Consider the following 11,179-nt stretch of genomic DNA (forward strand, 5'->3'; position numbering starts at 1 on the left):
ACCCAGACTCACTGTTCCAGTGAGATGGCTGTGATTAAGACAGGGTAGTGCTCAATTTTCAGACGAGAGGCGATGTCGTTGCCGTTGACCGGCAGGATGGTGATGCCCGGCGCGGCTGCTCGAATTCGGGCCAGGGCTTCAGTATCGGTCACTTCGACGGCGAGGCCGGCCGCCCCCATTTCTTCCAGTTCAGTCGCACGCTGATGCAGCCAAGCCAACGATTGGGGATCCTCCCCGACCAGGAAAAATGGCTGCAAGCCCGGCATGTCCAGGGTGCGAGTTGTGATTTGGCCTGGGCTCAAGTGAGAGCTGCGCACGGGCAGTATCCAGGTTTCATCGGCAAATGCAGATAGGTCTGCATGTATGGCCCGAGCAGGCTGGGTCTTGTTGTTTATTGGCGGCCTGACAGCTTCAAACTGGGGGCGGGTGAAACCGCCAGGCTGAACTTCTGCAAACGACAGTCCCGGCTGGGCGAACGCTGCCAAGAGCATGGCGAAGTTATACGCACTGGGAATTCGCTTCATGGTGGTGTGCCCTCTTTAGAGGAAACCTGCAATCGTTCGAGTTGTCGGGAAAAACCGGCGCGGTAACGCACGGCCGGCGTTCCTCCTGCCGGGCGGTGATATCGGCCAGCAGCTGACACCCAATCACCGGTGACGGCGTGATGCTCTTGCAGCAGCGCGGCAGTTACGGCCAGATTGCGGTAGGGTTCGAGGGCTTCGCAGGGACTGGAAAAATGCTGTCCGTGATAACCCAGGTTGATTTGCCCAAGCCCGGCATCGACCCGCTTGGCGTCATACCGAGCAAGTGCCTGAAGCAAGGCGTGACAGGCGATCTGACGATTGGCGAAACGGTAAGGGGTACCGGCAATATTCAGCGTCCAGGGCCAGGGCAGCAGTCGACCACGAAGGCGGGCACCACTCTCCTGCAGGGCAATCGCGAACAAGACCGTAGGAGGGATATTGGCGTCATGCGCCGCCAGTTGATAAGCCGGAGGCGGAAGTTCGTCAGCCTGGACGACGAGGACTGTCAGCAGGGGCACAAAGGCAATCAATCGAGTCGCTGCCATTGTCCGTTCACCTGCTGAAATGTGACGGGTAACGGTCTCGGGGCTCCCAGGCTGAACCAGCGCCCGCGATCATGGTTCAGGGTGATTTGCCGGTGTTGGACCTTGTTCGCATCAATGCCTGCTTGCCGGGCCCAGCCGCGGACATGTTCATCCTCACCTTGGCTGCCCACCAGGTAGATATCGAGCGCTGTATCACTGCTTTGCAGACGCTGCGCTTCAGCGGTGCACGCAGGGCAATGGTCTTCGACAAACAGCGCTTGGCGCGGCTCTACCGGTGAGCTAGCAGCGGGCGGGGATGCCATACCCTGAATCGGCAACAGTCCAGGAAACAGCTTGGCCCAAGCTGCGGTGTAGGCGTTTTGGTAAGCCAACTCGCGCTCGGCACGTTTGGCTTCCAGCGCTACCTGCAATTCGGCATAGCGCTGACGCTCTTGGTCGTTCTCTGCTTCGACGCCGAGTGCAGTCAGCGGATCGAGATTCGGGCTCCAGTAACCACGCGGGCCGGCTTGGATCTGTTCGAAGCGTGTCCACTCCTGCTCCGTCAGACCCCAGCTTGCCGCCTGTTCAAAGTGCGAACGCTCCAGCGGAGCAGACTGCGTGTCCTGGGTCCGTGACGGTGTCGTGACGGGGTTGCCCAGCGCAGCGCCCGTGCTCAGCAATGAAATGAAACAGACGATGGGGCTCAGCGGAGCTCTGTTCATGATCGCTTCTCAAGGGAGGTGCACGGTCTGGTCTGGGTGAGCGGTCACCGCGAAGATAGCCGCGTTCGGCTCCAGCACCTTCAGTTGCCATGTGCCGAACTGCTCGCCGTTGTGCAGCAGCTGGATATCATTGAGCGAGCGACTGTCAGGAGGTGCGACCGCCAGAAAGCGCTCGCCACCGCGGTACTCGACGCTCGACACTGAAAATGGCGGCAGGAGCGGGGCAGGCTTGGGCTGAGCGGTTTTTTTCGGCTTGGCCGAGGACGGCGTCGGTGGTGGGAGTGGTGGCAGGCTTTTGAGGTCCAGGAGTTGCTGCTCGACGTGCTCAAGTCGCGCGTGTAGCGCGATCATGTCGGTTTCGGTGGCACGGTCTGCCAGACCGTCGCGTAGCTCCTGTATCTCTTGCGCCCATTGATCCAACATCGGATCGAGGGTATTGGCCTGTTGCTCACCGGTATCGACCATCTGCTTCAGGTCTTTCAGTGCGTACTGCAGCTTCTCCTGTGCATCCAAGAGGGTGCTTGAATCACGTTGCAGGGTATCCAGGGTCTGTAGGCGTTGGGCGTTCGCATTTTCCAGCTCGGTCACGCGTTGATACTGGTTATACAAACCACCACTCAGCCCGGAGACCGCCAGGCAAAGTGAGCCGACAATGAGGGTTTGAAACGTCGAGGCTTTCATGGGCGTGCCTCCGACTGATGGGCCGCGCTGGGTGCGAGCCGCACGACGGCAGCATCATTTTTTAGCCGTTCGAAGCAGACCGAACGGCTGACCTCATCGACCGTGAGTTGCCAGGCGGGGCCAGCCAGTACTTGTAGCGCGTTGCGAAGTGAGATCGGGCCGAGCCGGTAATGGGCGGCGGGCAGAGGCCGGGTAAACAGTACTTTTACTGGTTCGGCAGCAGGGCAGAGCGAATAACCTGAGCGCTGCAGCACGTAGTGCATCGCTTCCTGTACCGAAGGATTCAGGTTGGACGGAATGCTCACGTCAACGATTTGAGCGAGAAGATCACGTTGTTCCGTGGTGGGCTTGGTGCTGACCAGCGTATAGCGGCCATAGCGGAGCTCTGACGGATGGCTTTCGTGGGCCGGGCTCCTCGATAACTGGGGCCGATTGGAGCTATCGTCAATCTCTAGATGAGTCGGCAATGGGTTTGGGACTTGCGCGGCGCAGGCACTCAACAAACCCAGCAGGCAGACAGGCGTGAAAAAACGCTCCATGGAAAAAACCTCATGTCAGATTCAGTGCAGAACCTGACATGAGGTGAAGGAGCGATTCAGTGAGTAAGTTGATTCAAGACGGGTCGTGTTTAAGTTGAACGCGTTGCTATTCGTCATAAATGGCGAGCCCATCCAAGACGGCAGCGTCGGGGTCGAAAATCAACAACCTCACATCCGCCAATGCCGCCAGATACAGTACGTTGACCAGGGCTTCCGGTGTGCCAGCGTCGAGCTGCTCCTGCCTCAGCGATGTGTAAGGACTGCCCTCAATCTTCATCAGGTTTTCGTCGGTCCAGGGCGTGCCGATCAGCTTACACCCGAGGCCATTGCAGTCTCTCAGGGCGAAGGGTTCATACAGCAGTCCGGTTGCTCCAGCGTTGAAACGGCCAGCCCGGTATTCCAAGTAGCGCAATGCCTCTTCGGTGAGGTGTGCGGTGCTGATCTCCCAGGCTCGACTGTAGTGTCCTGTGTCGAAGCTCAAACGATGGACCATGGCTTGGGCTTCTTTCAGGGAGTAGAGGTCACCGACGTGATGTCGCTCATCGAGCATTTCGCCAGTCACGGCATAGACTACTTGCCGCACCAGCCCGGTGGACTGGAAACATTCTTCCAATTCATCCGGAATGGATTGGCCTTCGCTGATCAAGGCGGCGTCGTCATTGAACACGCAGGGAAACAGTTCTAACGCATCGTCGAGTAGATGAGCTTGTGAGTCGTGTATGGAGCGAAAGCAGGGAGGGCAGTCGTTTGCGTAGGTGATCAGTATTAGCCGTTCGATAGATAGATTGTCATAGCCGCGGACGAATGGGTTTGAGGCCCCCAGCATGTCTGGGGTTTGGGTAGTGGAGTTCATGAGTATTCTCCAGGATGAAAATGAACAAGGCGCCCGAAGGCGCCTGTAAGGGTTAAAGCCAACCGTATTCGGCAAGAGAAAGTGGGCGACCTTCACCCACGATGAAGTGATCCAGTACGTGAACCTCGATCAAGACCAAGGCCTCCTTCAACCGTGTGGTCAAGACGCGGTCTGCCTGGCTGGGTTCCGTACAACCCGAGGGGTGGTTGTGGACAAAAATGGCGGCTGCTGCGTTATGTGCGAGGGAGCGCTTGACGACTTGGCGCGGGTAAACACTGGCGCCATCGATGCTCCCGTGAAAGAGGATCTCGAATGCCAGAACGCGATGGCGAGCATCGAGAAAAATCACACCGAAAACTTCATGCTCTTGTTGCGCAAGATGAAGTTTCAGATATGAGGCCACGGCGTCAGGTGACGTCAGGTTAGGGCCGCGGGTGAACAGCCGACGATCCAGGATACGCAGCGCTTCATCAATCAGCTGGTTTTCCTGGGCGATACGATCAGCCTCAACATCCGAGGCTTCAATCAGGGTGAGCTGGGTGTTCATGAGGTACCTCCGAAGGGAACAATCCGGGGTACACACCCCAGGGGAGTGGTGTCCCCGAGGTGGCTATAGAGTCACGGGCATCGCCCGATGACGCGCTGTTTACAGCCGAGTGAATCGATGGCGTTGTCCGTGCAGGTGTGAATCGCAACCGTCGCAGGGCGATGGGGAGAAGGTTCTTATGCCACGGCCAGTTTCGGGATCGAAGTCGGCACTGATGGGCATTAGCCGAACCAGTCCATGATGGAGACCGATGATGCGTTCCTCGATCTCATCCGTCGTGTAGTAGAGCGATAACGTGCTGTAGTCCTCGTAAGCCGCAGCGAACAGGCAGTCGTCGCAAAGCCAGAAGGATTCCATATGGGTTCTCCTGTGCTGACTGAAGAAAAGGCGCTCAATTGAGCGCCTTGATGTAAACGTTGTGGATCGTTCAGGCGGACTGAACAGTACGTGTGGCAACACGGCGGGCCGCGCGGGGAGTGGGTGGAGATTCAGGCTCAATCCAGGACTCTGTTGGGTTGTCGGTATCCTCAGCTTCGGCATCAGCCGATGGTGGGGATGGCTCACCGTCTGGCGCTTGCTCAGCAGGTGCTGTTGCCTCCTGCCTGGCAGGCGCTTTGTATTCGAACGTGCCGTTGACCTTGATCCAGTCGATGTACAGCAGACGACCTTTCAGGCTGGCGCCCGGTTGACCTTGTTTAGCGCCTTTCTCATAGAGAAATGGATCGATCCACAGGTCGCCGATACGGAACGACAGCAAAACCTTTTTCTCGGCTTTGACGGCGTCCATATAGAGACGAATCAAGCGCTCAGCTTCGCCCCCAGCGACTTTACAGTCGAAGCGGGTGTACTCGACTGCATCAGTGGCGCCGTGCAGAGCCGCGATATCGCAGGCCATGAACGGCTGGCCGCGGCGGACTTGTACTTCGCGGACACGGTTGAGGTAGCCGATACCGACGGTGTGCAGGTTGAAGTAAGTGGTCGCTTCTTGGGATTGGTTGGCGTGGGCCATGGTGGTTCTCCTTTCAAGGGAAAACGGCGACGCACAGCCCCGGCGGGGAAGTGAGCCCCCGTCAGGGTGGGTAAGATGAAGGCGAGCGATGAAAGACTCGTCAGCGGCAAGCCGATGACCAGCAGATCGATGCGCCTGGAGAATAGCGGTGCAGCCGAGGAGAAATCCGCAGCAGGTCTGCGGACCTAGGGTAGTGGGCATTCATCACCGCTGAAGCGGTAATCGTGCGAGCCTCCGAATGCTGATCGCACTTGGGTAAACCACCACAAGCGTGGCGTAGCCTTGAAGGTTCAAGCTACCTGGGCTGGGCTGTCAACGACAGCGAACCACGCCCTTTGTATAAGCCTGCCACAGGAGAGCGTCAAGACGCCGAAAGCTGATTTTTTATAGCCGGAATACAGTGGACATTATTGGACTGAAAAAAATGAAGAGCGGGCCTGGCGGGGTGCCAGGCGAGGAATAGAAAAGCCACCTTAGGCGGTCTGACGCAGTCGACAAGCTCCTCGCAAAACTTGTTTTAACTCCGCGGTGATTCGCCAACCGACCCTTGTCGTGGCCTGGGTCGGAACATGCTGGCACGCATCCGCGCACAAAGGGTGCCCAGTGTTTCCCCGGCGGGCTCCGGGACTGAATGCGATCGCCGTAGCGGATGACCGCTGCTGCCTGACAGAGGCAACAGTGGTCATCCGCCACATTGATCCGGCCGAGCACAAAGCGGGAATGAAATTCCGCAGAAGAGAAGGCTCCGAACTCTAAGAGTCCGACCGAGCTACCCGGAGCGAATCGGTCTTGGGTCGCCGTAAGCGATGATCCTGAGGCACTACAGCAGAGCGGGTGTGACGACGTCAAGCCAGTGGGCGAAGCGGTTATTTGCTACTGAGATGAGCGGCCAGCTGTTCGACGGTCGTCAGGATAAAGGCACGGTCGCTTTCTTGAAGGCCGCTCAGCAGGCCCGCGATCATCTGGCCCTGGTCGTTGGGGCGACTGCTCGACTCCGTCAGCAGTTCATCCATCCGGCAGTCGAAGATGTCCGCCAGTTGCATCAGCTTGACCACGGAAAGCTCCACCACACCCCGCTCAAGGCGCGAAATGGCTTCGCTGCCGATCCCCAGGCGTTCAGCCACCTCTTCCTGGGTCAGATTACGCTGAGTGCGGTGCTTCGCGATCATGCGCCCAATTTGGGCTTGGGTTGGATGTTTATGTGCCAAGTGATGAGCTCTCCAATTCAACCCGAATGGTTGAGCAAAGACCCATTGACATGAACATCCTTAACGGTTGAGTATCGACTTAGAAGGTTGTTATATTGACTGAAATAGCTGTTTGTCGCGACGTGACATCTACTCCTCCAGGAATTAGAGGTCGAAGTGACCAGCGAGACTGAGCGGTCTGATAGGGCCAAAGGGAGGAAGGTTGAGCATGGATGAGCAGCGCGAGAACGTCATGGACCTGATCTGGGATCGAACACTGGAACTGTTCATCAAGATCCATGACTGCCCTGATAATCCCGAACATCTCGATAGCCTTGTTCATTGGCTAAACAAAGATCCTGCTCACCTGAAAGCGTTCAACGAACTGGGGCAGATATGGATCGCGACAGGCATCGCCTTGGCCCGTGAAATCGGACAACCGCTAGACGACTTGGAGAAGGATCAGACGCCGTTGATGATGCACTGACAACTCCCCGAGGTTCATGTGAGCGCCAATAGTGCCTCATGGACGACGTATACCCTTGCTGATCGGCACAGTACCTTTGCAGTCCGGGTAGTGGGAACATGACCAGAACGGTCCTGATTTTCCCTTCCGCCTGAGCATTGAGGCGTTGCAAATGGGGCAGACAGGTCCGGCTTCGGCCGGTACCGACAAGGTAAGCGCTCCGCAGTTTGCGATCAGCTGCGTAATCCAGTGCGCCTGCTTAGCAACGAATGCATCCAAGGTCAGACGTCCCGCTTCGATTTCGTCTAGAGCTTGCTCCCAGATTGCTGTCATACCTGGATCCGCGACTGCAGCGGGTACCGCTTCGATCAGGGTATGGGCCGCTGCGGAGGCCATCAAGGTTCGTTTTTTCTTCAACAAATAACCGCGATCAATCAAGCCCTTGATGATGCCGGCTCGCGTGGCTTCGGTGCCGATACCAGTGGTGTCCCGAAGTTTCTGTTTCAGACGCGGGTCGTTGACCAGCTTGGCGACGTTTTTCATCGCCTTGATCAGATCGCCCTCGGTGAGTGGTTTGGGCGCAGCGGTGCGCATGGACTTGAGTTCGACGTCATCCACTGCACACTCCGTACTCTGTTGTAGGACGGGCAACACCTGGGACTTTTGACTGGGTTCATCGTCTTCGGCGTTGTCGGAGAGTAAGCCTTTCCAGCCATGGACGAGGATTTGTTTGCCAACAGCAGTCAAACGCTCGGCGCCGCACTCCAATTCGACCTCGGTTCGATCAAACTCGTGATGCGGCAGAAATTGCGCTAGGTAGTGGCTACGAATCAATTCGTAGACTTGGCGCTCTTGTTCGGACATCCGCGCAAGATTCGCCGGCTCGGTGGTGGGGATGATGGCGTGGTGCGCGGTGACCTTGGCATCGTTCCATACTCGTGAGCGCAATGATCGATCGATGCTTCCGAGCGCTGGGCGTACCGCGGGATCCATTTTGAGCAAGGCATCGAATACCGCGGCGACCTCGTTGAACATGCTCTCTGGCAAATAACGGCAGTCGCTGCGCGGATAGCTGGTGGCTTTGTAGGTTTCATATAAGGCTTGGGCGATATTCAGCGTTTCCTGAGCGCCGAGTCCCAACTTGCATGAACAGACTTCTTGCAGTGTGCTCAGGTCGAAAGGCAGGGGTGGCGCTTCGCGCAAATGCTCAGTCTGCAGCGAGACTACGGTGGCGGTCTTGCTGCTAGAAATCGCTTGGACGGTCTGGCTGGCAAGCGCCTGCTGCAGGCAGCGACCGGCTTCGTCACGTCCTGAGCTTGGCGGTATCCACGACGCGATAAAGGATCGCCCCATTGAAGACAGGTGCACCTCCACCACCCAGTACGGCACAGAGACGAAGCTGGCAATCGCGCGGTCTCGTTCAACCACCAAGCGCAAAGTGGGCGTTTGAACGCGTCCAACCGACAGCACGCCGTCATAGCCCGCCCGCCGTCCTTGTAGGGTAAACAAACGACTGAGATTCATACCAATCAGCCAATCGGCGCGGCTACGGGCGAGGGCGGAGTGATAGAGCGGGAAGGTCTCCTGACTAGACTTCAGCGAGGACAGTGCTTTGCGAATCGACGCCTCGTTGAGTGCGGATAACCAGAGGCGCTCAACAGAACCACGATAGTTGCAGAGCTCTAATAACTCGCGGGCAATCATTTCACCTTCGCGATCGGCGTCGGTGGCGATGACGACGGTGGTAGCTTCGTTGAGCAGCTGTTTGATGATTTTGAACTGCGCGACAGTTTTGGGTTTGACCTCAACCCTCCACTGCGCGGGAATGATCGGTAAATGATCCAACGACCAGGTTTTGTACTGATCGCCATAGGCTTCAGGTGGGGCCGTTTCCAGCAGGTGACCGATACACCAGGTGACGGTTGTCTCGGGACCGATCAAGCAACCATCGCCACGTCGGCTGGCTCCGAGAACCTTGGCGATATCACGACCTTGGGAGGGTTTCTCGCAGAGAAAGAGACGCATAGAACTGCTCCGGGTTGAGTTCGGAGCAGCGTTGTTGGAAACCGCAGTGGCGAGCTATGAGAAACCTGAATGGCAGGTTCCTCATATTAGTCGGTGAGGGCGGTCTTGATCGGGGCCGAGGCTGCTACTTCCTTGTCGCGTGGATGACAGTGCTTCACGAGCGGCGAGTAGTGGCAGACCAGAAGCTTCGCGCAATGGCGCAATATTTATGCCTCAAGTCAGTCATGCTAATGGTGGCTGCCCTTTGCGCTTTTTGGACTTCGATGCGGGCGAGCTTGCCTGGTCTGGAGCCTGCCCGACGTGAGCCGCAGGTGAGGTTGATTCACTGGAGCGCTCCCGCATGAGCACGTTCTGCACGCGATGAGGCAGGATGCCGACACGACGCGCCTCGATCTTGAAGGTCACCCGCGCATTGTCTTCGCTGTCCTCCCACTCATCGCGCACGGTGCGGCCTTCGACCAACACGCGCATACCTTTCTGGTACAGCGTGCTCCAGTGTTCAGCCTCGCGGTGCCAGAGCTCGACCGGCGCCCAATAGCCGCCTCGATCCTCATAGCTGCCATCGCGTGGCACGGGGTTGTCGAAGTACACATTCAGGCGTAGCAAACGCCGTGGCTCGTCATTGCCTGACGCGAACTCCTGGAACTCTGGCGCACTGCCGATGTTGCCTTCGCCGACGAAAAAAGTACTCATCGTGATATCTCCGCTGCTGGTATGAACTGGCGCAGCAGCCGTTCGGCACTGGCCATTTTGATCGCGCAGGTTGAAGCCTGACGGTAGAGCGAATGCACCACACTCATCTGCAAGTTCAGTGCAATGCGCTCGCATTCGAAACGGTACAATCCCTCGCGTACGACTTGCGGCAAGGCCATGTTGGAGACCTGGCGTTCCCAGACCGCAACCCCCATACGAGCGAAGTCTCGGGTGCGCCAACGCAAAAAGCTGCTGCCTGCACTGGTGTTCTGCAGCACCAATCGAATATCCAGCAGTGAGTAGGGGGGCTGTCCGGCCCGCTGCACCATAGCCTCCATCAGGCGACATAACTGCGCCTCGATTTCCCTCGCCACCTGCGCCAGGTGCTCCAACTCCCCCTTACCCTTAAAAGGTTTTAAAAGGCCTTTTAGGGAGGCAGCGTGTTCGAGTTTTCGATAGGCATCCTGTGTCAATGGGCCGGAAAACGTTGGATGAGCTGAGTCCATAGGATTCATGCTTCGTTCTCCGGGTTGTCCACTGTCGCAAATGGCTCTCCCGCATCGTCAGCCGACGCATTAGCGTCATCTACTACCGCAGCGCTGCGGCGAATGATCGGCGGCGCAAACTGAGAACGGCGATGACCCTCGAGAATGTCCATCGGAGGCAGCCCATACTTCTCCACGGCTGCTAGAGCGCGAGCATTATTTGCGGCCATATCATCGCGTGTAACGCCGGCATGTCGATAACGTTGTGCCTGGCCGAACAGGCTGCGTAGCAGATGGGCTCCATCGTCGATCCAGGCTTCCATGTCTCTTCGGCCGATCAAGGCGGTGTGATGCGCCAATAGGGTATGGCGTACCAGGATGTCGTAGTCGGTCAGTAGGTAGACCGCCAGAAAGCCCAGTTGACTGCTGATGTACAGCGGCAACGTAACGGGATGGATGTTGAGGTTGTCGCTCATGTCGATCTGGCGCGGCAGGTCCTGCCTGATCCGATCCAACTGTTGGGTTAGTTCCTGCATCCCTGCTTTGGCCTGCATCAGTTTTTCTTCCAGTTGCACAATGGCCCAGTCGGCATAGGGGTCGTTGTGGGCTGCGGTTTGTTTGATCAGGTTGGTGACACTGATGTAACCCGCCATGCCCATGATCGAGTGAACACCTTCACGAGCGTTTCGACCTTGCCAGATTCGGGCGGCGTGGTGGGTGTGCAGTGTCAGGGTGATGCTGCTGCGCAATGAACCTAGGTTGAGCTGATAGTGATCGGCCACGGTGTAGTCCTCGCATAGGCTTGGACGGAGACGTTGCGACAGATGAAGGTCAAGGACAGTCGAAAAGCTGAATGCGGTATGTTCGGTTTGGTTTGAGATGGCTGAATTTCGAGACGCTCGACAATGATGCCAGTGGCATCAA

At 57.5% G+C, this 11,179-nt stretch carries 15 protein-coding genes; 1 reads left to right on the forward strand and 14 read right to left on the reverse strand.

The features are described from left to right. Nucleotides 1-8: 8 nt before the first annotated feature. The 10 genes from JN756_RS11785 to JN756_RS11830 form a co-directional block, all read right to left on the reverse strand. Nucleotides 9-524 carry an integrating conjugative element protein gene (locus tag JN756_RS11785; protein WP_169850769.1) on the reverse strand — a complete coding sequence of 172 codons (516 nt, stop codon included), beginning with the start codon at nucleotides 522-524 and terminating at the stop codon, nucleotides 9-11. Further along, a complete protein-coding gene (locus tag JN756_RS11790) occupies nucleotides 521-1,069 on the reverse strand; it encodes a lysozyme family protein (RefSeq protein ID WP_169850768.1) in 549 nt (182 codons plus the stop codon). Before JN756_RS11790 ends, JN756_RS11785 begins: the two co-directional genes overlap by 4 nt. Further along, nucleotides 1,051-1,770: a TIGR03759 family integrating conjugative element protein gene (locus JN756_RS11795; protein ID WP_169850767.1), complete on the reverse strand. Its 720-nt coding sequence runs from the start codon at nucleotides 1,768-1,770 to the stop codon at nucleotides 1,051-1,053. Before JN756_RS11795 ends, JN756_RS11790 begins: the two co-directional genes overlap by 19 nt. Nucleotides 1,771-1,779: 9 nt before the next feature. Continuing rightward, nucleotides 1,780-2,451, reverse strand: a complete 672-nt coding sequence (locus tag JN756_RS11800) for a chemotaxis protein (RefSeq protein WP_169850766.1) — start codon at nucleotides 2,449-2,451, stop codon at nucleotides 1,780-1,782. Continuing rightward, nucleotides 2,448-2,990, reverse strand: a complete 543-nt coding sequence (gene pilL2 / locus JN756_RS11805; RefSeq protein WP_169850765.1) for a PFGI-1 class ICE element type IV pilus protein PilL2 — start codon at nucleotides 2,988-2,990, stop codon at nucleotides 2,448-2,450. Before pilL2 ends, JN756_RS11800 begins: the two co-directional genes overlap by 4 nt. 106 nt (nucleotides 2,991-3,096) lie before the next feature. Continuing rightward, nucleotides 3,097-3,843 (reverse strand): DUF5983 family protein, encoded by a 747-nt coding sequence (locus tag JN756_RS11810; protein WP_169850764.1) that lies wholly within the window; start codon nucleotides 3,841-3,843, stop codon nucleotides 3,097-3,099. A gap of 52 nt (nucleotides 3,844-3,895) precedes the next feature. Continuing rightward, nucleotides 3,896-4,390 carry a RadC family protein gene (gene radC / locus JN756_RS11815; RefSeq protein ID WP_169850763.1) on the reverse strand — a complete coding sequence of 165 codons (495 nt, stop codon included), beginning with the start codon at nucleotides 4,388-4,390 and terminating at the stop codon, nucleotides 3,896-3,898. A 99-nt stretch (nucleotides 4,391-4,489) separates the two neighbouring features. Then, entirely contained in the window at nucleotides 4,490-4,747 is a 258-nt protein-coding gene (locus tag JN756_RS11820) for a hypothetical protein (RefSeq protein ID WP_169850762.1), read from the reverse strand. A gap of 70 nt (nucleotides 4,748-4,817) precedes the next feature. Further along, the gene (locus tag JN756_RS11825; protein WP_169850761.1) at nucleotides 4,818-5,399 is read right to left on the reverse strand and encodes an STY4534 family ICE replication protein; all 582 of its coding nucleotides are present in this window, start codon (nucleotides 5,397-5,399) and stop codon (nucleotides 4,818-4,820) included. Nucleotides 5,400-6,265: 866 nt separating this feature from the next. Further along, nucleotides 6,266-6,607 carry a helix-turn-helix domain-containing protein gene (locus JN756_RS11830; protein WP_027912505.1) on the reverse strand — a complete coding sequence of 114 codons (342 nt, stop codon included), beginning with the start codon at nucleotides 6,605-6,607 and terminating at the stop codon, nucleotides 6,266-6,268. 208 nt (nucleotides 6,608-6,815) lie between these two features. Between JN756_RS11830 and JN756_RS11835 the strand changes: the two genes are divergently transcribed. Further along, nucleotides 6,816-7,073 carry a hypothetical protein gene (locus tag JN756_RS11835; RefSeq protein WP_169850760.1) on the forward strand — a complete coding sequence of 86 codons (258 nt, stop codon included), beginning with the start codon at nucleotides 6,816-6,818 and terminating at the stop codon, nucleotides 7,071-7,073. 36 nt (nucleotides 7,074-7,109) lie between these two features. Here the strand turns inward: JN756_RS11835 and JN756_RS11840 are convergent, their stop codons facing one another. The 4 genes from JN756_RS11840 to JN756_RS11855 form a co-directional block, all read right to left on the reverse strand. Further along, nucleotides 7,110-9,077, reverse strand: coding sequence for a DNA topoisomerase III (locus JN756_RS11840; RefSeq protein WP_169850759.1), 1,968 nt, complete (start codon nucleotides 9,075-9,077; stop codon nucleotides 7,110-7,112). 222 nt (nucleotides 9,078-9,299) lie between these two features. After that, nucleotides 9,300-9,770: a single-stranded DNA-binding protein gene (locus tag JN756_RS11845; protein WP_169850758.1), complete on the reverse strand. Its 471-nt coding sequence runs from the start codon at nucleotides 9,768-9,770 to the stop codon at nucleotides 9,300-9,302. Continuing rightward, nucleotides 9,767-10,285: a DUF3158 family protein gene (locus JN756_RS11850; protein WP_169850757.1), complete on the reverse strand. Its 519-nt coding sequence runs from the start codon at nucleotides 10,283-10,285 to the stop codon at nucleotides 9,767-9,769. Before JN756_RS11850 ends, JN756_RS11845 begins: the two co-directional genes overlap by 4 nt. After that, on the reverse strand, nucleotides 10,282-11,037 hold the full coding sequence (locus JN756_RS11855; protein WP_169850756.1) for a PFL_4669 family integrating conjugative element protein: 756 nt from the start codon (nucleotides 11,035-11,037) through the stop codon (nucleotides 10,282-10,284). Before JN756_RS11855 ends, JN756_RS11850 begins: the two co-directional genes overlap by 4 nt. Between the last annotated feature and the right edge of the window lie 142 nt (nucleotides 11,038-11,179).

Source organism: Pseudomonas sp. Y39-6 (assembly GCF_023651955.1).
In the GTDB taxonomy this organism is placed as follows: Bacteria; Pseudomonadota; Gammaproteobacteria; order Pseudomonadales; family Pseudomonadaceae; genus Aquipseudomonas; species Aquipseudomonas veronii.